Genomic DNA, 26,770 nt, shown 5'->3' on the forward strand with positions numbered 1-26,770 from the left:
ATTCCCTGCTCGGCATATATCCCAGCGATTGCGGCGCATTCGGATGCGGCAAGCAAGGAGACGGTATGGGCGCCACACATCTGCCCTCTACCGAGTTCGACGGAACCGAGATGGATGACCGGCTCGAGGCGGAGGCCGAGGCCCAACTGGGCGCCCCGGCCGAGCCGATGGTGCAGTTGCTGGGTCCTGACGGCACCCTGGGCTCCGACCCGGTTTTCTCAAAGTACGCCGAGAAGCTGGATCCGGACACGCTGCGCGGCTTTTACGCGGACATGGCCAAGATCCGCCGCTTTGACGTGGAAGCCACCGCCCTGCAGCGGCAGGGCCAGCTGGCCCTGTGGGTCCCGCTCACGGGACAGGAAGCCGCCCAGATCGGCTCCGGCCGCGCCAGTCAGCCGCAGGACTACATCTTCCCGACCTACCGCGAGCACGGCGTTGCCCTGACGCGGAACGTGGACCTGGCCGAGCTGCTGCGTCAGTTCCGCGGCGTCTCCAACGGCGGCTGGAACCCGAAAGACACGAACTTCCACCTCTACACGCTGGTCCTGGCCGCCCAGACCCCGCATGCCGTCGGTTACGCCATGGGAATCCAGCGGGACCAGAAGCTGGCGGCCGCCAACGCCGTCGCCAGCGGGGAAGCGGGACAGGCCGTGGAGCCCAACGCTGCCGTCATGGTGTACTTCGGTGACGGCGCCAGCTCCGAAGGGGACGTTCATGAATCCATGGTGTTCGCCTCTTCCTACCAGGCGCCCGTGGTCTTCTTCTGCCAGAACAACCACTGGGCGATCTCCGTGCCGAGCTCCGTGCAGACCCGCATCCCGCTCGCCAACCGCGCCAAGGGCTACGGATTCCCCGGCATCCGGGTGGACGGCAATGACGTGATCGCCGTCCACGCCGTCACGGAGTGGGCGCTGGAGCAGGCTCGCGAGGGCCACGGTCCGGTCCTGATCGAGGCGTTCACCTACCGGGTCGGGGCGCACACCACCGCCGACGATCCCACCAAGTACCGTGGATCCGCCGAAGAGGGACTGTGGCGGGCCAAAGACCCGCTGGAGCGGCTGGAGAAGTATCTCCGGGCCGAGGGCCTCGCGGACGACGCCTTCTTCGAGCAGGTCAAGGCCGACGGCGACGAGCTCGCCGCCTATGTCCGCAAGACCACCCACGACCTCGAAACCCCGGACATCCGGACTGCCTTCGCCAACACCTATGTGGAGGCCCACCCGCTGGTCGCCGAGGAACTGGCCTGGTTCGAGGATTACAGCGCAGGGTTCGCCGACGCCGAAACCGCACAGGCAACATCAGATCCGGCACCGGCTGAGCAGACGGACAGGGCGGCCCAGTAATGACCACCATGACCATTGCGAAGGCCATCAACGAGGGCCTACGGGCCACGTTGAACAACAACCCCCGCTCGCTGCTGATGGGCGAGGACATCGGGGCCCTCGGCGGCGTCTACCGGGTCACTGACGGGCTGATCGCCGAGTTCGGCGCCGACCGCGTCGTGGATACCCCGCTGGCCGAATCCGGCATTATCGGCACCGCGATCGGACTCTCTCTGCGCGGCTACCAGCCGGTCTGCGAGATCCAGTTCGACGGCTTCGTGTTCCCGGGCTTCAACCAGATCACCACCCAGCTGGCCAAGATGCACTCGCGCAGCAACGGCAACCTGACCGTTCCCGTCGTCATCCGGATCCCGTACGGCGGCGGCATCGGCTCGATCGAGCACCACTCCGAATCGCCGGAGGCGCTGTTCGCCCACACGGCCGGCCTGCGCATCATCACGCCGTCCAATCCGCACGATGCCTACTGGATGATCCAGCAGGCCGTCGACTGCCAGGATCCCGTCATCGTTTTCGAGCCCAAACGCCGCTATTGGCTCAAGGGCGAGGTCGACACTGAGACCCCCGGCGCGTCCGCGGACCCCTTCAAGGCGCATGTGCTCCGCGAGGGAACCGACGCCACCGTCGTCGTCTACGGGCCGCTCGTGCCCGTTGCTCTCGCCGCGGCGGAGGCCGCCGCCGAGGACGGCCACAGCGTCGAGGTCATCGACCTCCGTTCCATCTCGCCGATCGACTTCGACACCGTCACGGCATCGGTCCGGAAGACCGGCCGGCTGATCGTGGCCCACGAGGCCCCCACCTTCGGCGGCATCGGCGGCGAAATCGCCGCGCGGATCAGCGAACGGGCGTTCCATTCACTGGAGGCACCGGTCATCCGCGTCGGAGGATTCCACATGCCCTATCCCGTGGCCAAGGTCGAAGAAGACTACCTGCCGGACATCGACCGCATCCTTGAGGCGCTGGACCGCGCCCTGGCGTACTGACGAGGACCCATGACGCTCAACAAGTTCAACCTTCCCGACGTCGGAGAAGGGCTGACGGAGGCCGAAATCGTCGCCTGGAAGGTCAAGCCCGGCGATACCGTGGCCATCAACGACGTCCTGTGCGAGATCGAGACGGCCAAGTCTCTGGTGGAACTGCCCTCACCCTTCGCGGGGACCGTCACGGAACTGCTGGTTCCCGAGGGAGTCACGGTGGATGTCGGCACGGCGATCATCAGCGTGAGCGACGCCGTCGCCGCGTCGTCGTCTCCTGCCCCCGCATCTCCCGCCGCGGCATCTCCCGCCGCGGCATCTCCTGCCCCCGCATCCCCCGCCGCGGCGCCCATGTACGGCACGCTGCAGGCTGACACGTCCGACGCCGGCGAAGCAGCCGGGCGCCCGGCCGGCGGCCCGCTTGTGGGCTCCGGTCCCAAGGCCGACGCCGTCAAGCGCCGTCGGCGGATTTCGGCCCCGGCGGCCCCGAGCCAGGGAACCCCGGCTGCCACGGCCGGCCCCGGCGCTGCCGCCCCGGTGGTGGAGCGGGCGGACATCGAGACGCACGACGTCCGGATCAGCCCGGACGCCGTCGGCCACCCGGCTTCGGAGACCACCGGCCCGGCCGACTCCGTAGACCTGCGCCCGACGTTGGGCGGTGCCATCAGCGGCCTGGTCGGCAAGGTGCTGGCCAAGCCGCCGGTCCGCAAGATCGCCCGGGACCTCGGGATCAACCTGGCCGACGTCGTGCCCACCGGTGCCCGCGGTGAAGTGACCCGCGAGGACCTGGTGAGCTACCAGGCCCAGCGTGATGCCGAGGTGGACAAGGCGGACTCGTTCTGGGGCAAGTCCGGCCGCCCGCAGGACCAGCGGATCGAGCGGATCCCGGTCAAGGGGGTCCGCAAGGCCACCGCAAAAGCCATGGTCGAATCGGCTTTCGCGGCGCCGCACGTCAGTATCTTTGTCGACGTCGACGCCAGCCGCACCATGGAATTCGTCAAGCGCCTGAAGGCCTCCCGAGACTTTGAAGGCATCAAGGTGTCTCCGCTGCTGATCCTGGCCAAGGCGGTCATTTGGGCCGCGGCGCGAAACCCGAGTGTCAACGCGACGTGGGTGGACAACCCGGACGGCAGCGATTCCGCGGAGATCCACGTCAAGCACTTCATGAACCTGGGCATCGCGGCCGCGACGCCCCGCGGACTGATGGTGCCGAACATCAAGAACGCCCAAGACCTCTCGCTCAAGCAGTTGGCCCTGGCCCTGAACGAGCTCGCCACCACGGCGCGGGCCGGCAAGACCCAGCCCGCCCAGATGCGGGGCGGCACGCTCACCGTGACCAACATCGGCGCCCTCGGGATCGACACCGGCACGCCGATCATCAACCCGGGCGAGGTTGCGATCGTGGCATTCGGCACTATCAAGCAAAAGCCCTGGGTCCTGGACGGCGAAGTCATTCCGCGCTGGATCACTACCCTCGGCGGCTCCTTCGACCACCGGGTGGTGGACGGTGACCTTTCGGCCCGTTTCATGGCCGACGTCGCTGCCATCCTGGAAGAGCCGGCACTGCTGCTGGACTGACACGGCCCGCAGGCCGGGGGCCGCAACGTTCCTTCCCAGTTGCTTCGGCTCCCGCAGCCCTGCACCCGCGGGATACCGCGGGTTCCCCAGGCCGAAGCGACGTCCCGCGGCCAGCAACTGGGACGGAGCGGTGGACCCGGGGCGCTTAGTTTCCCGAGTACGCGGTCAGCATCTGAACCAGCGCGGGATCGCCGCTCATGCCTGCGACGGCGGCCGAGGCGGCAGACACCAGGCCCGCGAGCACCACGCCGCACGCGCTGATCCCCGTGAGGAACTTCCAGTCCTCACGGAGCACGCTGCGCAAGGTCTCGGGCATACGCAGGCCCGGGAAAATCAAGTTGGGGGCGCTGTCTGTTGATCCGTCGTCCAGGAACGCGACAACGCGGCCGGCACTGCGGTCCACGCGCATGGCGCTGATGTGGTTGCCGTGCCGGGCCAGCAGGATGTCGTGGCCAACCAGCTGGCGGCGCTGAAGCATGATCATGGGGCTCCCTTGGGTGGGTGGGTTCTCGGATGTCCGCACCATCGCAGGGCACTTCCCATTTTATCGAGCCGTTCCCTTCCGGGAGGCTCCCTCGGCGGTGAGGCTGCCCACGGGAGGGGGTGATCCTCCTCAAGTCCGATCACAGTCATGTCCGCGCCGTCCCGTCATGGAGACACATTCAGGGCATTAGAGTGGCACCAGCCGCCGACAGCCCGGGCGGACGCGGATCAAAGGAGATGTTGCGTGTTTTCAAGCCCGTACCCCGACGTCGATGTTCCCAATATCGGCATTTACGACTACCTCTTCGGCGCTCTGGCAGAGGAGGACCTGGACCGGATCGCCGTCGTCGACGGCGCCAGCGGCGCAGAAACCACTTACCGGGCGCTCCGTGGGCAGATCGATGCCCTCGCCGGTGCCGTGGCCGCCCGAGGCCTCGGCGTCCACGGCGTGGCAGCCGTCCTGTGCCCCAACGTCCCCGCCTTTGCGGCCGTCTTCCACGGACTGCTCCGGGCCGGCGCCACGGTCACCACCATCAACTCGCTGTACACGGCGGACGAGATCGCCAACCAGCTCACCGACGCCGGCGCCGGCTGGCTCTTCACCGTCTCGGCGTTGCTGCCGGCCGCCCGGGAGGCAGCGTACAGGACGGGGATCCCGGCCTCGCGGCTCGTGGTGCTCGACGGCGCCGACGGCCACCCCTCGCTGGGTGACTTGCTCGCCATGGGCGCGCCGGCGCCCCAAGTCTCTTTCGATCCGGCCACGCATGTGGCCGTGCTGCCCTATTCGTCCGGCACCACGGGCCGGCCGAAGGGCGTCATGCTCAGCCACCGGAATCTGGTCGCCAACGTGGAACAGGCCAGGGGGCTGCTCGGCGTCGTCCCCGAGGACAGGCTCCTGGCGCTGCTGCCGTTTTTCCACATCTACGGGCTGACAGTGCTGCTGAACCTCGCACTGCGCCAGCGGGCCAGGCTCGTCACGATGCCCCGGTTCGATCTGCCCGAGTTCCTGCGGATCATCCAGGAGCACCGATGCAGCTACCTGTTCATCGCACCTCCCGTCGCCGTGGCGCTGTCCAAGCACCCGCTGGTTGCCGAGTACGACCTCGGCTCGGTGCACACCGCCCTCTCCGGCGCGGCGCCGCTGGACGGTGAGCTCGGCACGCGCCTGGCCGAACGGCTCGGCTGCCGGGTCCTGCAGGGCTACGGCATGACCGAGTTGAGCCCGGTGTCGCACCTCATTCCGCGCGATGGGGGCGACGGTCGCGACGTCCCCGTCAGCTCCGTGGGCTACACGGTGCCGAACATGCAGTGCCGTCTCGTGGACCCGGCCACGGGGGAGGACATCCCGGTTCCCGCGGAAGGAACCAGCGCGCCGGGGCACCTCTTGTGCCGCGGTCCGAACGTGATGCTCGGCTATCTCAATCGGCCGCAGGAAACCGCGGACACCCTGGACGCCGACGGCTTCCTGCACACCGGAGACATCGCCACGGTGCGGGCAGACGGGGTTGTGACGATCGTGGACCGGCTCAAGGAACTGATCAAATACAACGGCTACCAGATCGCCCCGGCGGAGCTGGAGGCGCTGCTCCTCACGCACCCCGGCATTGCCGACTCCGCGGTGATCGGATCCTTCGACGCCGACGGCCAGGAAGTGCCGAAGGCGTTCGTGGTCCGCCAGCCCGGCGCGGAGGGCGATGCCTTGGACGTGGCGGGCGTCATGGACTTCGTGGCGGCCAAGGTGGCGCCGTTCAAGAAGGTCCGCCGGGTCGAGTTCATCGAGGCCGTGCCGAAGTCCGCCTCAGGAAAAATCCTGCGCCGGATGCTCAAGACTGCAGAGCCCGCAGTGTCAGCCGTAGAGGCGCCCGCGGTGCCCGAGCGGCAGTAGTGCCTTAGTCGGCGTCGGTCTTGGCGATGTAGACGTCGCAGGGGGCGTTGTGGGCCACGCTGTTCGCAACGCTCCCCAAGACACGGCCGATCCCGCTCATGCGGCGGTTGCCGACCACGATCATCCGGGCACCGGTCCGTTCGGCTTCCCGGATCAGGGCCTCGGCGGGCTTGCCCCGGGCGGCGGCATGGGTGACGGTGGTGTCCGGGCGGCGCAGGCCGTCCGCCACCGTCCGCGCGACCTTCTCCGCGTTACCGGCGTCGGAAACGATCCACTCGTCACTGCCGCTGCCAAAGACCTGGGTCTTGTCGCTGTCAAAGGCGCTGACCACATGAAGTGTCGCCCCCATGGAAACTGCGAGGTCGCGCGCGGTGTGCGCAGCCCGCAGGGCAGTTTCACTGCCGTCGACGCCGACAACGATAATTTCGGTCATGGACCGCTCCTCTTTCAACGAGTAATGCTGTTCAATGTGCACGTTCGATAGGCCCTGCTGTTCAACAACTGATGTTGTTCAACGAGTCGCAGCGAAACCCCGGCGGCGAGCCCTGCCGGTGTTCACGCTACAGTGCGGCCAACGCTTCCCGCAGGACCGGCGCGAGCCGCCGCACGCCCTCACGGATCGACTCGGGCGGCACCGCGCTGAACGCCAGCCGGATCTTGTTCGACGTGTCGTCCGAGTTCGTAAAGGCCGCGCCCGGAATGAAGACGACGCCGGCGTCAATGGCCTTCTTCAGCAGCGGGTAGGTGTCCACGCCGTCGGGCAGCGTGACCCACACGAAGAAGCCGCCCTCGGGGCGCGTCCAGCTCAGTCCGTCCGGCATGTATTCGGCCAGGGCGGCAAGCATTGCCTCGCAGCGTTCCTGGTACAGCCCGCGGTACGTCTCGATCTGGCCGCGCCAGTCGTAGTCGCGCAGATAGGCCGACACCAGCATCTGGTTCAGCGTCGGCGGGCACAGGGTGACGGCCTCCGATGCCAAGTAATACCGGCGTTGCAGGTGGGCCGGGACGAGGGCCCAGCCGATCCGCAGGCCCGGGGCGAAGATCTTGGAGAAGGACCCCATGTAGATGACGTCATCCGGGTTGGCTGCCCGCAGCGGAGTCAACGGCTTGCCGTCGAAGCGGAGCAGGCCGTAGGGGTTGTCCTCCAGCACCAAGATATTCGCGCGACGGCATATATCCACCACGGATTGCCGTCGTTCCGCGGACAGGGTGATGCCGGACGGGTTGTTGAAGCTGGGGATGGTGTAAAGGAACTTGACGTTCCTGCCCGCGGTCTGGAGGGCGGCGATCTTTGCCTCCAGCAGGTCCGGGATGATGCCGTCACCGTCCATCGGCACCGTTTCGACCTCCACCTGGTAGGCCTCGAACGTGTTGAGGGCGCCCACATAGGTGGGGTCCTCCACGAGGACCACGTCGCCTGGATTGCAGAAGACCTTGGTGGCCACATCCTGCGCGGACTGCGACCCCGCGGTGATGATGATGTTCGCGGGGTCTGCGTCGAGGATCCCCTCTGCCGCCATGACCTCGCAGATCTGGGTGCGGAGTTCCTCAGTGCCTTGGCCACCGCCGTACTGCAGGGCGGTCATCCCCTGCTCGGCGATGATCTTCGCGGCGGTCTGGCCCAGGCGTTCCAGCGGGAGGGACTGCAGGTAGGGGCTCCCTCCGGCGAGGGAAACCAGGCCGGGGCGCATCGAGATGTCGAAGACGTCCCGGACTGCCGACTGCTTGATATTTGCTGCGCGCTCCGAAAACAGGGTCTCGTGGCGATGGGCGGACGTAGCCGCACGTTCGATTGCGTCAATGGCCTCGGCCGGAAGTACTGCTGCGGCGGCATCAAGTGTTTCGTGGGTCACAAACCCAAGGATACTACCCGTGTTGTCACGGGGGAAACGATTGTTGTCCATGACTCCCCGGTCTGAAATCCGCCGGGTGTGCTCCGGACAGGCCGAGGCCCCCGGCAGCCGTGTGCTGCCGGGGGCCTCGCTGGAACTTCGGGGTGCGGAGGGTTACGCCGCTTCTGCCGCGGGGGCCTCGGCCAGCGCGTCGAACACGCCCTTGATCTGCTCGACAACTTCGGCGTCGTCCTTGGGGTGGATCTCGGCGAAGCGGACCATCGAGCCGGGGACTGCCAGCTTGACGTTCTCGAGGACCTGGGCGCCGGCGATGCCGACGGCCTTGCGGGCCTCGTCCTGGGCCCAAACGCCGCCGAACTGGCCAAAGGCGGTACCGACAACTGCGGTGGGCTTGCCGGACAGGGCGCCGGCGCCGAACGGGCGGGACAGCCAGTCGATGGCGTTCTTCAGCGATGCCGGGACGGTGCCGTTGTGTTCCGGCGTAACCAGCAGGATGGTGTCGGCGTCATTGGCGGCGGCGCGCAGGGCGGCGGCGGCCGCGGGCACCTGGCCTTCGACGTCGATGTCCTCGTTGTAGAACGGGATGTTGCCCAGGTTCTCGTGAATGACCACGTCCACCTGGTCCGGGGCGTTGAGCGCGATAGCCTCGGCCAGCTGAAGGTTGGTGGAGCCGGCGCGAAGGCTGCCGACGAGGGCGAGGATGGTCTTCTTGGACATGTGTACTCCTGTGCATCACGCCGCAGGATGGTTCCGGCGGCTGGCGGATCGTGGGGCTTTTGGGGCCTTCATCCATGCTAAACGGACTGCGGTCCGGTTATATTCCGAGGCGCTAGAATCAGCGGTGTGAGCCTCATCCCGATCCGTCCCGGTGCCCAGCCCGGGGAAGGGCGCGCCGCCGCACCCGCCGCAGAATCAGGGCGCCGTGACGCGGCGCGCAACAGGGAACTGCTCCTCTGCGCCGCCCGGGAAATCGTGGAGGAATCCAGCGTCGACGCCCTCACCATGGACCGGCTGGCGCGGCGCGCCGGAGTTGGAAAAGGGACAGTCTTCCGGCGGTTCGGCAGCCGTGCCGGCCTGATGATGGCCCTCCTCAGTGACGCCGAGGCCGAATTCCAGGGCCGGTTCATGTTCGGTCCTCCCCCGGTAGGTCCCGGCGCGCCGCCCCTGGAGCGGTTGATCGCCGTGGGTGCCGCCCGCATTGCCTGGACCCTGGAGTTCGGGGAGCTGGCCCGGGCCGCCGATGCCTCGGCCCACAACAGGTTCGATGTACCGCCGGCCGTCCTCTGGCACCGCCACCTTGAGATGCTGCTGCGCGAGGCCGGCGTGACGGCGGATCCGTGGCTCATGGCGTCGGCCCTGGGGGCGGCGCTGGAGCCGGAACTGCTGCTCCATTCCGTCGGCGTGCACGGGATTTCGCCCGAACGGCTCGCGGAAACCTGGCGGGAACTTGTCACGCGCGTCGTGGGCGGACAGTAGCGTAACGCGGCCTTGCCGATTCCGCGGGTCAAAATCCATTCCACGGAGTGATTCATAACGATCTGGTACTGGAGCCGCCGTGTCGCGGCCGCCGGGAGCGCGGTGAGACCCGGCATATGTGATAGCTTCCTCTGGAATGTGACCCGCAACATAGTCAACAAGGACTAAGCCGCAAGGCATGCGGGCGGCCGAAACCAGCTGGCCCATGATCCCGAACCGGCGGCGGAACCCGCTGCCGGATGGGGGACAACGGAAGGACCGAAGTTGTGAATAGTCTTGTCATCCCGGCCAGGCCGGCTCTCCGAGCCGCTTTGACGCCCGGATCCGCTCGGGCAACGGCGATCCAGAACTAACCGGTCCATGCTTCGATATCTCGCCAAACGTGCCATCACGTATGTCTTCATGATCTTCCTGACCACCAGTGCCGGCTATCTACTGGCTGTAAGCACGCTGCAGCCTGCCCTGCTCGAGCAGGAGCGGATTCCGCGGCCCACCCCCGAACAGGTGGTCAACTCCTTCCGGCTCAAGGGGCTCGATCCGACGCTCAACCCGTGGGAACGCTACGTCGACTGGCTCACGGGCATTGTCACCCGCTGGGACTGGGGGCGGAGCCCCAACGGCGCCTTCATCAACGCCGAGTTCGGCGACCGGGTCTGGATCTCAACCCGGCTCTTCCTGGCCTCGATCATCCTGACCCTGGTGATCGGCGTCGCCCTCGGCGTCTACACCGCCGCCCGCCAGTACAAGGCCTCGGACCGGGCCATCACCTCGTACAGCTACCTCATGTACATCGTTCCCGCCCCGATCGCCTACTTCCTGGTCCAGCTCGGCGCCATCAACATTAACGAGTCGGTCGGGGAGCGCGTCTTCTTTGTCACCGGCATCTCCACCCCGGGCCTCGACGGCGACGGCTGGGCCCAGCTTGTCGACATGCTCGCCCACTACGCCGTGCCCACGTTCGCCATCACGATTGTGGGCTGGGGCGCGTACCAGATCGCCCAACGCCAGTATCTGCTGGACAACGTCAACGCCGACTTCGTCAGGACGGCACGGGCCAAGGGCCTGACCCGCAACCAGGCCATCAGCCGGCACGCTCTGCGGGTGTCCTTCATCCCCGTGGCGCAGAGCATTGCGTTCACCATTCCGGCCATCTTCGCCGGCGGCTTCTTCGCCGAAAAGATCTTCGCCTGGCACGGCGTCGGGTCCTGGTCCATCGACTCGATCGCCCTGCAGGACGTCAACGCGGCCACCGCGACCCTCGCCTACGGCTCGGTCATCTTCGCGGTCGGAGCGATCCTCGCCGACTTCGCCACCACGCTCGTCGACCCGAGAGTGCGGGTGCAGTAATCATGACCAACCTCAACACGATCGACCCGGCCGCCGCCCTCGACGAACGAAAGTTCGGGGACGACGACGTCGTGATCGGCAAGTCGCGGATCATCCTGCGGCGCTTCCTGCGCAACCGGACAGCCGTCGCCGGCCTGGTCATCTTCCTGGCCCTGACCCTCTTCTCCTTCATCGGCGGCTTCTTCAGCAGCTGGGACAAGGAGACCATCGACCCCTTCAACATCGGCATGCCGCCCTCCGCGGAGCACCTGCTGGGCACCTCCCAGGCCGGGATCGACCTCTACGCCCTGACCGTCGAGGGCACCAGGGTCTCCATCCTGATTGGCGTCGTCGTCGGCCTCGTATCGGTGCTGATCGCCGCTGTCTACGGCTGCACCATGGCGTTCTTCGGCCGCAAGGTGGACAAGGTCATGCTGTTCATCCTCGAAGCCCTGATCATGATGCCGGCCCTGCTGGTAGTCGCGGTGGCCACGAGCGGCGGCGCCAACGGGCTGAAGAACACTGTCCCGAGCTGGCTTCTGCTCATCATCGTGCTGCTGGTCTTCAGCTGGATGGGCACCGCACGCCTCATCAGGTCCCTGTCGCTCTCACTCATGCAGCGTGACTTCGTCAAAGCATCCCAGTACATGGGCATCCCGCCGCGCCGGATCGTCTGGCGGCACCTCGTACCGAACATCGGCTCCCTGCTGGTCCTGGAAGTCACCCGCGGGGTCACCGGCGCCATCCTCGCCGAGGTCGCTTTTTCCTTCATCGGCATCGGCATCAAGGTCCCGGACGTGAGCCTGGGCGTGCTGATCGGCCAGTCCACCTCCCAGGTCTCCACCTTTCCGTGGATGTTCTGGGCTCCCCTGATCGTGATGTTCCTGCTGACCGGCTCGCTGGCCATGATGAATGACGGCCTCCGGGACGCGTTCGACCCCAGCTCCAGCTCCGTGGGCCGCGCCAAGAGGTCCAACGCCAGACTTGGCAAGACACAGACTGGCAAGACACAGAAGAAGAACAAATGACCAGCGATACCACCACCCAGACCACCGCCGAGCGCCTCCGCGTCGCCGGGCTGCACGCCCCTACCGACGCGGTCCTCTCTGTCCGGGACCTCAACGTCCGGTTCAACACGGAAAACGGCGTGGTGCACGCCGTGCGCGGCATCGACTTCGACGTGATGCCCGGCAAGACGCTGGGCATCGTGGGCGAGTCCGGCTCCGGCAAATCGGTCACGTCCATGGCGATCATGGGCCTGCTGCCCCCGACGGCGGAAATCAGCGGTTCCGTCCGGCTGCAGGGCAAGGAGCTCCTGGGGCTCAGCGACAAGGCCATGTGCCGGCACCGCGGCAGCGACCTCGCGATGGTGTTCCAGGATCCGCTGTCCTCCCTGACCCCCGTGTACACGGTCGGCACCCAGATCATCGAGGCCCTGACGGTCCACAACCCGTCCATGAGCAAGCAGGCCAAGGAGGCCCGCGCCGTCGAACTCCTGGGGTTGGTCGGCATCCCCAGCCCGAAGGACCGGCTCAAGGCCTTCCCGCACGAGTTCTCCGGCGGCATGCGCCAGCGCGTCATGATCGCCATCGCGATCGCCAACAACCCGCGGGTTCTGATCGCCGATGAGCCGACGACGGCGCTGGACGTCACCATCCAAGCGCAGGTCCTCGAGGTGCTCCACGCCGCCCAGGAGGAGACCGGCGCCGCCGTCGTCATGATCACGCACGACCTCGGCGTGGTCGCCGGCATGGCCGACGACATCATGGTGATGTACGCCGGCAGGCCGGTGGAGACCGGCAGCGTCGATGACATCTACTACAGCCCGCGGATGCCCTACACCATGGGCCTGCTCGGCGCGGTCCCGCGCGTGGACGTCGCGGAAAAATCGTCGCTGGTGCCGATCGACGGCATCCCCCCGAACCTCACCCAGCCGCCCACGGGCTGTTCGTTCGCGCCGCGTTGCCCGCTGGCCAGCGAGGCCTGCCTTGACGGCGAACCGGACCTCCGGGCGGTGGCGCCCGGCGCGGGGCACCGCGCCGCGTGCATCAAGAGCGAGGCACTCGCCGACGTCGACGTCCACGCGGTTTTTGCCGTCCCGGCCGTGCCGGTCTCCCGCTTTGACAGCCTTCCGCGGCACGAGCGCAAGACTGTCCTGGAACTCCGCGACGTCAGGAAGCACTTCCCCCTGATGAAGGGCGCCCTGCTCAAGCGCAGGATCGGCACGGTGAAGGCCGTGGACGGGCTGAGCTTCGATATCCGCGAGGGCGAGTGCTTCTCGATCGTGGGGGAGTCCGGCTGCGGAAAGACCACCACCCTGCTGGAGATCATGGAGTTCCACAAGGACCAGGACGGCGAGGTGGTGATTGGCGGGCTGAGCAACAAGCAGGCCGCGGACGCCCGCGCCAAGGGTGCCATGCGCAAGGAACTGCAGATGGTGTTCCAGGACCCCACCGGGGCGCTGGATCCGCGCTTCACCGTCTACGAGGTCCTGGCCGAGCCGATGGAAAACCTGGGCATGCCAAAGCCGGCCATCCGGAAGCGGATCATGGAGCTCATGGAGCTGGTGGGCCTGCAGGCGGACCACGTCAACCGGTTCCCCAACCAGTTCTCCGGCGGCCAGCGCCAGCGCATCGGCATTGCCCGCGCCCTGGCAGTGAACCCCCGGCTCGTTGTCCTGGACGAACCCGTCTCCGCCCTCGACGTGTCGGTGCAGGCCGGCGTCATCAACCTGCTGGACAAGCTCCGTGCCGAACTCGGCCTGAGCTACCTGATGGTGGCGCATGACCTCTCCGTGGTCCGGCACATCTCGAACCGAGTTGCCGTCATGTATCTGGGCAAGATCGTGGAGATCGGAGACGTCGACGCCGTCTTCGACAACCCCCGCCACCCCTATACCCGTGCCCTGCTCTCCGCGATCCCGGTACCGGATCCGGAGCTGGAGCGGACCCGCGAACGGATCATCCTCCAGGGCGACCTGCCCTCGCCGTTGGAGGCGCCGGCAGGCTGCAACTTCGCCACCCGCTGTCCCGTGTTTGCGGCCCTGCCGCCGGCCAAGCAGGAGAAGTGCCTGACCCTGGAACCCGCCCTGGAACCGGCCGCAATCGACCAGCAGTTCGCCTGCTTCTACCCGGACGGCGAACTGGACGCGGACATGGTCGTTGTGCACGAAAACCACTGACTTACCTGACCACCAAACATCCGGACCACCAGGGGTCCGGACCGCAGACCACCAATCCACCAATGCATCACACTCGCACGAAAAAAATGAAGGGGATCATTATGAAAAATCGCACCAAGATCGGCGGCCTCACCGCCGTCGTGGCGGCGCTTGCGCTGACTGCCTGCGGCGGCGGTGGCGCTTCCACCACCGCCGAGAGCGCCAAGGCACAAGATGCCTCAGGCGACCTCAGCAAGCTCGTCAGCGTCAACGCCAAGAAGGCCGGTGAGCTGAAGCAGGGCGGTACCGTGACGCTGCCCGTCGGCAACATCGGACCGGACTTCAACGGCTTCTCCAACGCGGGCAACTCAGCGGACAACACCGAACTGCACTACCCGATCGACGAGGCCGGCTACGTCGGCTGCTGGAAGCTCGACTTCGACGGCACCGCCAACCTGAACAAGAACTTCTGCGAAGACTTCAAGAGCGAAGTCAAAAACGGCAAGCAGACCATCACCATCAAGATCAACCCGAAGGCCGCCTACAACGACGGCACTCCGATCAACGCCGCCACGTTCGAAAACACGTGGAAGATGCTCAACGGCAAGAACAAGGACATCGACATCGTCTCGTCCGGGGCCTACGAGTTCATCGACTCCGTCAAGGCCGGCAGCAGCGACAAGGAAGTCGTTGTGACCACCACGCAGCCGGTCTACCCGCTCAGCGACATCTTCGGCGGATTCATCCCGCAGTCCGTGAACACCCCGGCTATCTTCAACACCGGCTTCTCCGGGGAAATGCACCCCGAGTGGATGGCTGGCCCGTTCAAGGTCGACAAGTTCGACTCCGCCGCGAAGACTGTCACCATGGTCCCGAACGACAAGTGGTGGGGCGAAAAGCCGGTCCTGGACAAGGTGATCTTCCGCCAGCTGGAGGCAAGCGCCGAGATCGCCGCCTTCAAGAACGGCGAGATTGACATGGCCGACGGCCGCACGCTGACCAAGTACAAGCAGCTTGAGGGCTCCAAGAACTCCGAGGTCCGCCGCGGCCAGCGCCTCTTCGCTGGCGGCCTGAACCTCAACGCCCTGAAGGCCCCGCTGACCGACGTCGCGGTCCGCAAGGCCATCTTCACCGCCGTCGACCGCCCGGCCATCCGCGCCGTCCGCTTCGGCGGCCTGAACTGGCAAGAGGACAGCTCGGGCTCGATGATGCTCATGCCGTTCTCGAAGTACTACCAGGACAACTACCCGGTCAAAGAAACCGGCGCCGACGCCGCCAAGAAGGTCCTGACCGAGGCCGGCTACAAGGCCAACGCCAAGGGCACCATGGAAAAGGACGGCAAGGCCGTCTCCTTCAAGATCACCAACTTCGGTGACGACCCCACCGCCCTCGCCACCGTGCAGACCCTGCAGAAGCAGCTCCAGGCGGCCGGCATGGAGGTCGGCATCGACCAGCGCGGCGATGCCGACTTCGGCAAGGTCGTGGGCAGCCGCGACTTCCAGCTCACCATCAGCGGCTACACCGTGGGCGCCGACGCCACCTCCGGCGTGAAGCAGTTCTACGATTCGAAGACCAACGAGAACGAACTCGGCGATGCCGAGCTGGACAAGGCCATCAAGGACCTCGCGTCCATCCAGGATGACGCCCAGCGCAACAAGGCCGCCATGGACGTCGAGAAGAAGCACATGGAGAAGTACTTCTCGATGGGCGTCATCATGAACGGCCCGCAGATCTACTTCGCCCGCACCGGCCTGGCCAACTACGGCGCCAGCCTGTTCCAGACCCCGGACTGGAGCGTCGTCGGCTGGCAGAAGTAAGCCCTGCTGACTAAGCACCACTGAGCAGCACTGAGTAACACGGCCGAGGCCGGCGTCCCCTGGAAGCATCCGGGCGGCGCCGGCCTCTGTCGTCGCACCACCAGCCGGTAGCCTAGGCACCATGAGCAACGATTCAGCCCGGCCCATCCGCACCGCCGTCGCCGGTTTCGGCCTCTCGGGAAGCGTCTTCCACGCCCCGTTCATCGCCGCAAACCCCGCCTATTCGCTGGATGCCATCTCCACTTCCGACGCCGGCAGGCAGTCGGCCGCCGCTAGCAGCTACCCGACGGCGAATATCGTCGACACCCCGGCCGACATCCTGGAGCTCGGGGGCGAACTGGACTTGCTGGTGCTCGGCACGCCGCCCGCCACCCACTATCCGCTGGCGAAGGCGGCGCTGGAAGCCGGGCTCGACGTCGTCGTCGACAAGCCGTTCGCCGTCAGCAGCGCCGAGGGGCAGGGACTCATCGACCTGGCCGCGCGGCTGGGCCGGGTGCTCACGGTCTTCCAGAACCGGCGCTGGGACGGCGACTTCCTCACGGTAAAAGCCCTCATGGACGCGGGAGCTCTCGGCACGGTGACCCGCTTTGAGTCCCGCTTTGAACGGTGGTCGCCGGACGTGCCCAAGGCGTGGAAGGCGGCCGCGACGGTGGACGAAGGCGGCGGGGTGCTGTTTGACCTCGGCACCCACTTGATTGACCAGGCCGTGCAGCTCTTCGGGCCGGCCACGGTGACGCACGCGGAACTGGAGACCCGGCGGCCGGGGCAGCGCGTTGATGACGACGTCTTCTTGGTCCTGCGGCACAGCTCCGGGGTGATCAGCCACCTCTGGATGAACATGCTCTGCGCCCAGCAGGGTCCCCGCTACCGCATCCTGGGCAGCGAGGGCGGCTTCACCAAGCACGGCGTGGACCCGCAGGAGCCCTACATCGTGGCCGGCGGAGGCCCGCTGGACGAAGACTACGGCGTGGAAGATCCGGACTGGGCCGGGTTGCTGGGACGCGACGGGCACCTGGACCGGCTGCCCACCGAGCGCGGTGCCTACCCGGAGTTCTACCGGATCCTGGCGGCCAAGATCGCCGACGGCGGTGCCGCCTCGGCGCGGCCGGTCCCCGTTGACCCCGCGGGCCCGCTCCAGGTGCTGCAGCTGATCGAGCAGGCCCGGTCCCTGGCCTGAGACGGGCTTAAACAACAATCGACTGCTCTGTAACTGCCGTTCTGGGGGTCCAAAAGGGCGGTTACGGAGCAGTCGATGCGGTTCTGGCTACGCGGAGACCAGCTCGTGCCAGTCGGCGACGAGGGGCAGGTTGTGCGCCTCGGAGACCGAGCGGTGCGCAACCTTGCCACCGGCGATGTTCAGGCCGGCGGCCAGGGCGGCGTCGCGCTCGAACGCAGCCTTGACCCCCAGGTTCGCCAGCGAGACGGCGTAGCGCAGCGTGACGTTGGTCAGCGCGTACGTGGAGGTGTTCGGGACGGCGCCGGGCATGTTGGCGACGCAGTAGAAGATCGTGTTGTGGACCTTGTACGTCGGTTCCTGGTGCGTGGTGGGGCGGGTGTCCTCGAAGCAGCCGCCCTGGTCAACGGCGATGTCCACCAGCACGGAGCCGGGCTTCATCCGGGACACGAGCTCGTTGGTGACGAGCTTCGGGGCCTTGGCGCCGGGGATCAGGACCGAACCGATCACGAGGTCGGCGTCGACCACGGACTTCTCGATCTCGTACTTGTTGGACGCGACCGTCTTCAGGCGGCCCTGGTACTGGGCGTCCAGTTCGCGGAGGCGGTTGATGTTGATGTCCAAGATGGTGACGTCGGCGCCCAGGCCCAGGGCCATGGCGGCGGCGTTGGTGCCGGCAACGCCGGCGCCCAGGACAACAACCTTGGCCGGACGGACGCCCGGGACGCCTCCGAGCAGCACGCCCTTGCCGCCTGCCGGGGCCATGAGGGAGGTGGCGCCCACCTGCACGGACAACCGGCCGGCAACCTCGGACATCGGGGCCAGCAGCGGCAGGGTCCGGCCCTCCTGGACGGTCTCGTAGGCGATGGCGGTGACGCCGGAGTTGATCAGTTCCTGGGTCAGGTCCGGCTCGGCCGCCAGGTGCAGGTAGGTGAAGAGGATCAGGCCTTTGCGGAAGCGGTGGTATTCGGCCTTGACCGGTTCCTTGACCTTCATGACCATGTCGGCACGGCCCCAGACGTCGTCTGCTTCGGCGACGATCTCGGCGCCGGCGATCGCGTATTCCTCGTCCGTGATGCCCGAGCCCAGGCCCGCGCCGCGCTCGACGAGGACCACGTGGCCGTGCGTGCGGAATTCGTGGACGCCGGCCGCGGTGATGGCGACGCGGAACTCGTTGTTCTTGATCTCTTTGGGAACGCCGATGATCATTTGTTAGCTCCAGTGGGTGTTGGTCTCGTGGACCTGGATGAGCGGGGGGATTCGTACTTCCAGAATAAATCCCGCTGTGAGGCACGCGACAGGTGCCGCTGCCGGCCGCTGGGCGCCGGCCGCGTAATTCCGGGGTTTTTCAAATCCGGGGATCGACAATTGTCGAGGGAGCGGGCGTCAGGTGACGGCTCGTGTCCGTGGCGGATGCATTCGCAGTGCGGCAGGCCGGGGCAGTAGTCTGGCAGGATGCAGCAGCAGGACGTGGAGCAGCTCGTGGAGCAGGTGGCGCAGCGGCTCGGGCGCGGTCTCTCCCTCGAGGACCTCGACGGTTTGCTCCTCGCCTACAGCTCCAACCAATCGCATGCGGACCGCGTCCGGGTGAACTTCCTGCTCAGCAAGCGGGTCCCCGTGGACGTCATCGCGTGGCAGCTCTCCCACGGGATTGCGACGGCGGTCCGGCCGGTCGTCGTGCCGGCCAACGCGGATCTGGGCATGTTGGGCCGTGTGTGCGTGCCGCTGCTGGTGCGGGGTTTCCGGGTGGGGTACCTGTGGGTCCAGCTCGACGCCGAGGAACCAAGCGCCGCGACCGTCCTTGCCCAACTGCAGGATGTGGCGCCGGAGCTGGAGCAGCTGTCCGCCCTGCTGCTGGATTCCAACACGGCCGAGTCCGAGTTCCGCCGCCGCCGTGAACAGGAGTTCCTGGCCGCCTGCGCGGGCGAGGCCAACGCGGCGGCCGCCGTGGCGGGCTGGAAAGAGGTCCAGGGCAAGGGGCCATGGCAGTTGGTGACCGTCCTGGACGCGGATGGCTGGGCCGGGGGCTCGGACCCCATTGCCGACACACTCATTCACCGCTCCGCGGCGCTGCAGGCGACCATCGGGGTGGACGCCGCCCTGTTCAGCGCCGGCACGGAGACCCACGCGGTGGTCCTGTTCAAGGAATCCACGGGACGCGCGGACCACGCTCAGGTGCTGGTCCACTACCAACTGGAACTCGCCAAACGCTCCGGGCGCACGGTCCGGCGGATCATCCTGGGCACGAGCGAGGGATTTGCCAGGCCGCGGGAACTCGCCGAGGCCTACCGGCAGTCACGGCAGGCGGCCCAGGCCGCGGCAGTGGATCCGCAGCTGGGCGAGCTGGTCGACTGCCGGGCCACCGGCGTCTACCAGCTCCTGGCCTCGGCCGGCGGCGGGGCGGGGGCCTGGGCAGACGCGGGATCCGTGTATTTCCGCCTCCTCGAGGACCATGACCGCAACCGCGAGCTGCTGCCCGTCCTGGAGCTGTTCTACGACAACGACGGCTCCGTCCAGGAGGTCGCGGCCAAGCTGCACCTGCACCGGAGCAGCATCTACAACCGGCTCGGCCGGATCCGCCAGCTGCTGGGCGTGGATCCATTGAAGGGGATGGTGCGGCTGGAACTGCATGCTGCGCTCAAGGCGCGGCGCTGGGCGGGCCGGCCGCGGATTTAGCGGCGCGCTTTAGCCCTCGCGCTTGGAGGGGTCGGCGTCGAGACCGATCTTGCGGACGGCGCTTCGGCGGCGGGTAATCCGGCTGTCCACCCAGAGTGACACCGCAACGAAGGCGACGCCGCTGGCCAAGTAGGTGGCGGTGTTATTTAGGCCCATCACGGTCCCAAAGAGGCCAGCAAGCAGCATGGCGGCGATGCCTGCCATGATGTGCCACCCTCTGAATTTACCCACAATTCAAGCGTAACCCGCGGGATATCAGCGTTTCCGCGCAGGAGCGGGATCGTTGCTTGATCCTTATCACTGCTTCATGAAGCATCGGTTCATGAAGCATCTGTTCCTTAAACACCGGCGCCCTCGTCGTCCTGGCCGGCCGGCGACCCGGCGCCCGTACCAATCTTCTTCTGCGTGTCGAGCCACGCCATGATGTCCGCCAGCCGGATCCGTCGATGCGTTCCCCGGTATTCGACCGGGATCTCGCCGCGGTCGGTCATGTTCCGCAGGTACGTGTGCGAGATCCCCGCAAGCTCCGCGGCCCGGGACGTCGTCAGCATTTCCTCGACGCTGCTGACGGTCACGGCCTCGCCGCGGCTGAAGCGGCCCAGCAAATCGACGACGGCGTCCCGCGCCGTGGGCGGCAGCCGGTGGACGGTGCCGTCGACGAACACCGTGATGTCGTGGCCGCCGTCCAGGGCGTACCTGAGTTTCTGCGCGTCATCGGCCGGGAGGCCGGCCGTCACCCGGGGAGCTATCAGTGCCATGAGTGCATCCTAGCGGCGGTTACAACCCAAGGTCCTCCAGGACCGGCAGTTTTGCCCGGACCCATGCCCGGGCCTCAGTTGCGCTCGGCGCGGACAAGGCCAGCTTGGCCAGCTCCTGCGCTTCGGCCAGGGTGACCGTCTTCAGCACGGCGGCGACGGCCGCGATGGAACGGGCCGTCATGGACAGGGTGGTGACGCCCAGCCCCGTGAGGACGACGGCGAGGGCAGGGTCCGCGGCCGCCTCGCCACACACGCCGACCGGCTTGTTGTGCCCCTCGGCCGCCGAACCTTCCACCGTCAGGCCCACGAGCCGGAGTACGGCCGGCTGCCACGGGGTGTTGAGGGCCGCCAGCGGGCCGAGCTGCCGGTCGGCGGCCATGGCGTACTGGGTGAGGTCATTGGTGCCCAGGCTTGCGAAGCCGACTTCGCGGAGGATGGCCTCTGCCGTCAGGGCGGCCGACGGGACCTCCACCATGACGCCGGGGGTTTTGATCCCTGCCGTGGCGCACAGCGCGGCAAAACGGGCCGCCTCCTCCGCGGTGGAAATCATCGGGGCCATCACCCAGACGTCGGCCTCGGATGCCTTCTCCGCCAGGGCGATCGCCTGCAGCTGGCGCTCCAGGACCCCGGGTGTGGTGAAGTCGGTCCGGTAGCCGCGGACACCCAGGGCTGGGTTGGGCTCGGTGGCGTCGGTCAGGAACGGCAGCGGCTTGTCCGCGCCGGCGTCGAGGGTGCGGAGCACTACTTTCTTGCCCGGGAAGGCGTCGAAGACGCCCTTGTAGGCGGCGGCCTGTTCCTCCACGGTCGGTTCAGTGTCCCGCTCGAGGAAGCAGAACTCGGTCCGGAACAGACCCACGCCCTGGGCGTTCAGGCCGGCCGCGGCCACGGCGTCTTTCGCGCCGCCGACGTTGGCGAGGAGCGGTACGAGGTAACCGTCCGACGTCGTGCCCGTCCCGTCAAAGGCGGACAGCAGCGACGCCGTGGCGGCCCAGTGGGCTGCTGCCGCGCGCTGGGACTCATCCGGGTTCGCGGTGATGAAGCCGGCCGCGCCGTCCACGTACACCTCGGTGCCGTCGGCGAGTTCGTCGACCCCGACGGCGGCGACCACGGCAGGCAGGCCCAGCGACCGGGCGATGATCGCGGTGTGGGACTGCGGACCGCCGCCCGCGGTGACGAGGGCCAGGACCTTTTCCGGATCCAAGGTGGCGGTATCGGCCGGGGCCAGGTCCTCGGCGATGAGGATGAACGGGGCGGAGGACACGGGAATTCCCGGCGCGGGAACTCCGCGCAGTTCCGCCACGATCCGGGACCGGACATCCAGGACGTCCGTGGCACGCTCGGCCATGTAGCCGCCCAGGTTGTGCAGCATTTCCGAGACGGAGGCGCCGGCTTCCCAGATCGCCCGCTGCCCGGACGTGCCGCGGCCGATCAGCTTGGCGGCGGATTTGAGCAGCATCGTGTCGGTAGCCATGAGGGCGGTGGCCTCGAGAACGGCCTTGCCGTCGCCGGTGACGGTCTCGGAACGGGCCTTGAGTTCGTCGTGGACGGATTTCGCCGCGGCCTTCAGTGCCGCCGTCGCGTCTTCCGCCGTGACGCCGGCGGGAAGCTGCTCTCCGGCGGGCGGTTCGCTGATCGGTTTGGGCATCTGCCGGATGGTGCCGATGATGCGGCCGGGGCTAACGCCTACTCCTGGGAAGTTCTGCACTGAAGGTCCTCATTCTCTGTCGTAGGCCAGTGGCCACTAAGCCGGTAAACCAGGTGCCGCCGCTGACCCTGCTGATCATCTGTGCCTGCGGCTGACGGCTACGTCAGCGGGCGGGTCACGGCACCTGCAAAAATTGTATGTGATGCAGTTCATATAGCGTTGCTATAGGTGCTAGGGTAGCGGTTATGAGTATCGATGGCCAGCTACCACCCAAGGCCCGGCTGCTCCGCGCGGCCGCCGAGCTGCTGGCCAACTCGGGCGGATCCGCAGTCTCGACCCGCCAAATCACACAGCAGGCCGGTGTCACGGCACCGACGCTGTATCACCACTTTGGTGACAAGGAAGGGCTGTTCGACGCCGTCGTCGCAGCGGGTTTCGACGAATATGTCGCGGGCGAACGTGACTTCGCGCCCTCTGGCCAACCGCTGGAGGACATCCGGAGGATGTGGGACAACCATGTCGAGTTTGGGCTGAAACAACCGGAGCTGTACCTCGTCATGTTTGGCAATATCCGCCCTGAGAGCCGTCCGGCGATCGTCGCCGATGCGGAGGCCCTCATGGAGGAGATGTTCAACAAGGCGGCTGTCTCCGGCCAGCTCAACGTCCCGCCCAAGGAGGCGGCCAGGTCCATCCTGGCGGCCAACGTGGGCGTGACCCTCATGCTGATCGCGGAAAAGGTGCCGGAGCGGAATCTAGAGCTCTCCGCCATGACCCGCGACGCCATGATTTTTGCGGTTTCCACTGAGCAGGCCCGGGACAACGGGTCTGATGACAGCGGAAAATCCTCAGTGGTTGTCGCGGCCATCGCATTGAACGCAGCACTCCAGGCGTCCCACTCGGACCAGCTCTCCAGCTCGGAACTCAAGCTCTTCCTCGAATGGCTCCACCGGATCTCCACCAGCTCCACCAGCTAGCTCGGCGAAATTATCGGACCATCCTGCAAAGCGGCAGGAACGACGGTTAGGAACTCAGATGGCAACAGAGACAGTTGCGAAACCACGCACCAGCGTGCGGGTACACGTCCAGAAATTCGGGACGTTCCTGTCCGGAATGATCATGCCCAACATCGCCGCGTTCATCGCGTGGGGCTTCATCACGGCGCTCTTCATCCCGGCGGGCTTCTTCCCCAATTCGGAGCTCGGCAAGCTTGTCGGGCCGATGATCACGTACATGCTCCCGCTGCTGATCGGCTACACCGGCGGCCGGATGGTCTACGGGGTGCGCGGCGGCGTGGTGGGTGCGGTGGCCACCATGGGCGTGATCGTCGGTACCGACATCCCGATGTTCATCGGCGCCATGATCCTGGGCCCGCTCACTGCCTGGCTGATGATGAAGGCGGACAAGATCTGGGAAGGCCGTGTCAAGCCCGGCTTCGAAATGCTGATCGACAACTTCTCGGCAGGCATCCTTGCCGCCGCCATGGCGGTCGTCGGCATGCTGGTGGTCGGCCCCATCGTGAAGGGATTCAGCAATGGCGCCAGCGCCGTAGTCGAATTCCTGGTCGTGAACGGTCTGTTGCCCTTCACCAGCATCTTCATCGAGCCCGCGAAGGTCCTGTTCCTGAACAACGCCGTCAACCACGGCATCCTCACCCCGCTCGGCACGCAGCAGGCGCTCGAACAGGGCAAGTCCATCCTGTTCCTGCTCGAAGCCAACCCTGGTCCGGGCTTCGGCATCCTGCTCGCCTTTTCCTTCTTCGGCAAGGGTCTGGCCAAGGCGTCCGCGCCGGGCGCGGCGGTCATCCAGTTCGTCGGCGGCATCCATGAGATCTACTTCCCGTACGTCCTGATGAAGCCGATGACGATCTTCGCCGCAATCGGCGGCGGCATGACCGGTATCTTCACGCTGGTGGTCACCGGCGCCGGACTCCGGTCCCCGGCAGCCCCGGGCAGCATCATCGCGGTCTATGCCTCAACAGCACGCGACAGCTACGTCGGCGTGACGCTCTCCGTTCTGTTCGCCACCACGGTGTCCTTCCTCATCGCTTCGGTGATCCTGAAGGCCAGCAAGGCCCCCGCGGAAGACGACCTCGACCAGGCCACGCACCGGATGGAGGCTCTGAAGGGCAAGAAGAGCTCGGTTTCCGCGGCCCTGATCGGTGAGGGCGTGGGTGCCAGCGGCGTCGCCGTCCTCGCGACCCCGATCAAGAACATCGTCTTTGCGTGCGACGCCGGAATGGGCTCCAGCGCCATGGGCGCCTCCGTGCTCCGCAACAAGATCAAGGCAGCGGGTTTCCCGGACGTCAAGGTCACCAACTCCGCCATCGCCAACCTCAGCGACACGTACGACGTCGTCATCACCCACCAGGACCTGACCGAGCGGGCCAAGCCCGCGACCGCCAGCGCCGTGCATGTCTCCGTGGACAACTTCATGAACAGCCCGAAGTACGACGAGATCGTGGAGTTGGTCCAGGCAAGCAACACGGAAGCCGGCACCACGGACGCGGGAGCGGCACCCGCCGCGGCCGCCGTCGAAACGCCGGAAACCCCCGCGGCGGCCGAGCCGGACGCCGAGACGGGCCCCGCAGGCATCCTGGTGGCCGAAAGCGTCGTCCTCAACGGCACCGCCACCACGCGGGACGCCGCGATCGACGAGGCCGGCCAGCTCCTGCTGGATCGCGGCGCCGTCGACTCCGGCTACGTGGACGCCATGCACGAACGCGAGGAATCCGTCTCCACCTACATGGGCAGCTTCCTCGCCATCCCGCACGGCACAAACGCCGCGAAGGACCACATCATGAAGTCCGCGGTGTCGGTGATCCGCTACCCGAACGGCATCGACTGGAACGGCAAGGAAGTGAAGTTCGTGGTCGGCGTGGCCGGGATCAACAACGAACACCTGCACATCCTGTCTTCGATCGCCAAGGTCTTCACCAACAAGGCCCAGGTGGCCCAGCTTGAGGCGGCCACCACGGTTGACGAAGTTCTGGCCCTGTTCGGAAAGGTCAACTCCTAGTGAAGGCCGTTCATTTCGGAGCCGGAAACATCGGGCGGGGATTCGTGGGCCTGCTGCTGCACGAGGCCGGGTATGAGGTGGTGTTCGCCGACGTCGCGGAGGCCCTCATCACCGAGCTGGCCGCCGCGGACAGCTACCAGGTCCACGAAGTGGGAGAGAATCCCGCCGTCCGTACCGTCGACAACTTTAGTGCGCTGAACTCCGGCACCCAGGAAACCGATGTCGTCAAGGAAATCGCGACGGCGGACATCGTCACCACCGCCGTCGGCCCGCACATCCTGAAGTTTGTGGCGCCTGTTATCGCCAAGGGGATCGCGGCGCGCGCCCCCGGGCTGGCGCCGCTGCAGGTGATGGCGTGCGAGAACGCGATCAACGCGACCGACATCCTGAAGTCCGAAGTCGCTGCCCAGTGGGATCCGGCCGCCGGGTCCCTGGACGTAGCCGCCGTGTTTGCCAATACGGCCGTGGACCGGATTGTGCCCAACCAGGAGGCCGGGCAGGGCCTGGATGTCACGGTGGAGACGTTCTATGAGTGGGTGATCGACCGAACCCCGTTCGCCGGGAAGGAACCGGTCATCCCGGGCGCGACCTTCGTGGACAATCTGGAACCCTACATCGAACGGAAGCTGTTTACCGTCAACACGGGGCACGCGGCGGCGGCCTACTTCGGCTTCGAGGCCGGCCTGGGCAAGATTTCCGAGGCCATGGCCGATCAGGACGTCGCGGCCGACGTGCGCGCCGTCCTGGACGAAACCAAGGAACTGCTGGTGGCCAAGCACGGCTTCAACCGCGCGGATCAGGAGGCGTACGTCGAGAAGATCCTGGGCCGCTTCTCCAACCCGCACCTGCCGGACACCGTTAACCGGGTGGGCCGTGCCCCGCTGCGCAAACTCAGCCGGCACGAACGCTTCATCGGCCCCGCTGCCGAGCTCGCCGAGCGCGGAATTGTCCCCGAGGCGCTGCTCGGGGCGATCGCCGCGGCCCTGCGCTTCAACGATCCAGCCGACGCCGAGGCCGTGGAGCTGGCGAAAATCCTCTCCGCCTCCACGCCCGACGACGCCACGGAGAAGATCACCGGCCTGGCAGCGGACCACCCGCTCTTCGCCGCTGTCTCCTCCCTCATCGAGGAAGCCAAAGCTATCGTCTGATCAACGCCCTAGCTGGGCGCCGACGCCGGAACTCACGTGAGTACCGGCGTCGGCGTTTTTCCCGTTGCGCTATCACCTACGGCCGCTATTCGCCGGGCAGAGTCATATGGTCGCAGCAACGCTCTGATTGATGGAGCGTTTGATGGTCAATGTGTTTTCCCTGGATGCGCGCACTGAGTTCTTCGATCTGGTGTGCGCAGGGATGTCGATTCTTGCTGCGGCCCGGCGTGTCGGAGCCACTCATGGGACCGGGAGGAACTGGTGGGCCCAGTCTGGCCGGATGATGACTGTGGACATGGGGCCCGTCGGGGGTCTTTCGGATCCGGCGCCCACGGCCGAAGGGCCGGGGGGGCCGGGCATTGAACCTGGCTGAGCGGGGAATGATCCAGATGGGCCGGCGGGGCGGGCTCAGTTACGCCAAGGTTGGCGAGGCGATCGGCCGGGACAGATCCGTGGTCTGGC

General features: G+C 66.8%; 22 protein-coding genes. 14 read left to right on the top strand and 8 right to left on the bottom strand.

Annotation, left to right across the window (positions count from 1 at the left end; all coding sequences use genetic code 11):
* Positions 1-65 precede the first annotated feature (65 nt).
* From BLS42_RS14255 to BLS42_RS14265, 3 genes are read left to right on the top strand one after another with little or no spacing between them, the layout of a single operon-like run.
* Positions 66-1,343 (top strand): thiamine pyrophosphate-dependent dehydrogenase E1 component subunit alpha, encoded by a 1,278-nt coding sequence (locus BLS42_RS14255; protein WP_090582225.1) that lies wholly within the window; start codon positions 66-68, stop codon positions 1,341-1,343.
* The gene (locus tag BLS42_RS14260) at positions 1,343-2,323 is read left to right on the top strand and encodes an alpha-ketoacid dehydrogenase subunit beta (protein WP_090582226.1); all 981 of its coding nucleotides are present in this window, start codon (positions 1,343-1,345) and stop codon (positions 2,321-2,323) included. The genes BLS42_RS14255 and BLS42_RS14260 overlap by 1 nt, the downstream gene beginning before the upstream one ends.
* A 9-nt stretch (positions 2,324-2,332) precedes the next feature.
* Positions 2,333-3,892 carry a dihydrolipoamide acetyltransferase family protein gene (locus tag BLS42_RS14265; RefSeq protein WP_090582228.1) on the top strand — a complete coding sequence of 520 codons (1,560 nt, stop codon included), beginning with the start codon at positions 2,333-2,335 and terminating at the stop codon, positions 3,890-3,892.
* A gap of 145 nt (positions 3,893-4,037) precedes the next feature.
* Here BLS42_RS14265 and BLS42_RS14270 read toward each other — a convergent pair whose 3' ends face one another.
* Entirely contained in the window at positions 4,038-4,376 is a 339-nt protein-coding gene (locus BLS42_RS14270; RefSeq protein ID WP_090582230.1) for a hypothetical protein, read from the bottom strand.
* Between the two features lie 243 nt (positions 4,377-4,619).
* On the opposite strand from BLS42_RS14270, the gene BLS42_RS14275 reads away from it, so the two are divergent.
* Positions 4,620-6,260, top strand: coding sequence for an AMP-binding protein (locus tag BLS42_RS14275; RefSeq protein WP_090582232.1), 1,641 nt, complete (start codon positions 4,620-4,622; stop codon positions 6,258-6,260).
* A 4-nt stretch (positions 6,261-6,264) separates the two neighbouring features.
* On the opposite strand, the gene BLS42_RS14280 is transcribed toward BLS42_RS14275, so the two are convergent.
* From BLS42_RS14280 to BLS42_RS14290, 3 genes are all read right to left on the bottom strand, one after another.
* Positions 6,265-6,693 (bottom strand): universal stress protein, encoded by a 429-nt coding sequence (locus BLS42_RS14280; protein WP_090582234.1) that lies wholly within the window; start codon positions 6,691-6,693, stop codon positions 6,265-6,267.
* Positions 6,694-6,820: 127 nt separating this feature from the next.
* Complete coding sequence (locus BLS42_RS14285) at positions 6,821-8,113, bottom strand: aminotransferase-like domain-containing protein (protein ID WP_090582291.1); 1,293 nt, start codon at positions 8,111-8,113, stop codon at positions 6,821-6,823.
* Between the two features lie 153 nt (positions 8,114-8,266).
* A complete protein-coding gene (locus tag BLS42_RS14290; protein ID WP_090582236.1) occupies positions 8,267-8,830 on the bottom strand; it encodes an NAD(P)H-dependent oxidoreductase in 564 nt (187 codons plus the stop codon).
* A 126-nt stretch (positions 8,831-8,956) separates the two neighbouring features.
* Between BLS42_RS14290 and BLS42_RS14295 the strand changes: the two genes are divergently transcribed.
* From BLS42_RS14295 to BLS42_RS14320, 6 genes are all read left to right on the top strand, one after another.
* Positions 8,957-9,589, top strand: coding sequence for a TetR/AcrR family transcriptional regulator (locus BLS42_RS14295; RefSeq protein WP_218122113.1), 633 nt, complete (start codon positions 8,957-8,959; stop codon positions 9,587-9,589).
* 360 nt (positions 9,590-9,949) lie between these two features.
* The gene (locus tag BLS42_RS14300; RefSeq protein WP_090582237.1) at positions 9,950-10,936 is read left to right on the top strand and encodes an ABC transporter permease; all 987 of its coding nucleotides are present in this window, start codon (positions 9,950-9,952) and stop codon (positions 10,934-10,936) included.
* 2 nt (positions 10,937-10,938) lie between these two features.
* Positions 10,939-11,943: an ABC transporter permease gene (locus BLS42_RS14305; protein ID WP_090582239.1), complete on the top strand. Its 1,005-nt coding sequence runs from the start codon at positions 10,939-10,941 to the stop codon at positions 11,941-11,943.
* Complete coding sequence (locus tag BLS42_RS14310; protein WP_090582241.1) at positions 11,940-14,096, top strand: dipeptide ABC transporter ATP-binding protein; 2,157 nt, start codon at positions 11,940-11,942, stop codon at positions 14,094-14,096. The genes BLS42_RS14305 and BLS42_RS14310 overlap by 4 nt, the downstream gene beginning before the upstream one ends.
* A gap of 101 nt (positions 14,097-14,197) precedes the next feature.
* Complete coding sequence (locus BLS42_RS14315; RefSeq protein WP_090582294.1) at positions 14,198-15,892, top strand: ABC transporter family substrate-binding protein; 1,695 nt, start codon at positions 14,198-14,200, stop codon at positions 15,890-15,892.
* Positions 15,893-16,013: 121 nt separating this feature from the next.
* Positions 16,014-17,069 carry a Gfo/Idh/MocA family protein gene (locus BLS42_RS14320; protein WP_090582243.1) on the top strand — a complete coding sequence of 352 codons (1,056 nt, stop codon included), beginning with the start codon at positions 16,014-16,016 and terminating at the stop codon, positions 17,067-17,069.
* Positions 17,070-17,156: 87 nt separating this feature from the next.
* Here the strand turns inward: BLS42_RS14320 and ald are convergent, their stop codons facing one another.
* Positions 17,157-18,275 (bottom strand): alanine dehydrogenase, encoded by a 1,119-nt coding sequence (ald, locus tag BLS42_RS14325; protein ID WP_090582244.1) that lies wholly within the window; start codon positions 18,273-18,275, stop codon positions 17,157-17,159.
* 246 nt (positions 18,276-18,521) lie between these two features.
* Here ald and BLS42_RS14330 point away from each other — a divergent pair, with 246 nt between their 5' ends.
* Positions 18,522-19,742, top strand: a complete 1,221-nt coding sequence (locus BLS42_RS14330; protein ID WP_090582245.1) for a PucR family transcriptional regulator — start codon at positions 18,522-18,524, stop codon at positions 19,740-19,742.
* 9 nt (positions 19,743-19,751) lie between these two features.
* Here the strand turns inward: BLS42_RS14330 and BLS42_RS14335 are convergent, their stop codons facing one another.
* The 3 genes from BLS42_RS14335 to ptsP all read right to left on the bottom strand — a co-directional run bounded on the left by BLS42_RS14335 (position 19,752) and on the right by ptsP (position 22,205).
* Positions 19,752-19,973, bottom strand: coding sequence for a hypothetical protein (locus BLS42_RS14335; RefSeq protein ID WP_090582247.1), 222 nt, complete (start codon positions 19,971-19,973; stop codon positions 19,752-19,754).
* Between the two features lie 107 nt (positions 19,974-20,080).
* Entirely contained in the window at positions 20,081-20,500 is a 420-nt protein-coding gene (locus BLS42_RS14340) for a helix-turn-helix domain-containing protein (RefSeq protein ID WP_090582249.1), read from the bottom strand.
* Positions 20,501-20,519: 19 nt separating this feature from the next.
* Positions 20,520-22,205, bottom strand: a complete 1,686-nt coding sequence (gene ptsP / locus BLS42_RS14345; protein WP_090582250.1) for a phosphoenolpyruvate--protein phosphotransferase — start codon at positions 22,203-22,205, stop codon at positions 20,520-20,522.
* Positions 22,206-22,390: 185 nt separating this feature from the next.
* Between ptsP and BLS42_RS14350 the strand changes: the two genes are divergently transcribed.
* Genes BLS42_RS14350 through BLS42_RS14360 form a run of 3 tightly spaced genes read left to right on the top strand, consistent with a single transcriptional unit; the run spans position 22,391 to position 26,308 of the window.
* Positions 22,391-23,119 (top strand): TetR/AcrR family transcriptional regulator, encoded by a 729-nt coding sequence (locus tag BLS42_RS14350; RefSeq protein WP_090582252.1) that lies wholly within the window; start codon positions 22,391-22,393, stop codon positions 23,117-23,119.
* A 58-nt stretch (positions 23,120-23,177) separates the two neighbouring features.
* Positions 23,178-25,160: a PTS mannitol transporter subunit IICBA gene (locus BLS42_RS14355; protein WP_090582254.1), complete on the top strand. Its 1,983-nt coding sequence runs from the start codon at positions 23,178-23,180 to the stop codon at positions 25,158-25,160.
* Positions 25,160-26,308 (top strand): mannitol-1-phosphate 5-dehydrogenase, encoded by a 1,149-nt coding sequence (locus BLS42_RS14360; protein WP_090582256.1) that lies wholly within the window; start codon positions 25,160-25,162, stop codon positions 26,306-26,308. The genes BLS42_RS14355 and BLS42_RS14360 overlap by 1 nt, the downstream gene beginning before the upstream one ends.
* The last annotated feature ends 462 nt before the right edge of the window (positions 26,309-26,770 follow it).

The organism is Arthrobacter sp. ov407 (assembly GCF_900102895.1).
In the GTDB taxonomy this organism is placed as follows: domain Bacteria; phylum Actinomycetota; class Actinomycetes; order Actinomycetales; family Micrococcaceae; genus Arthrobacter.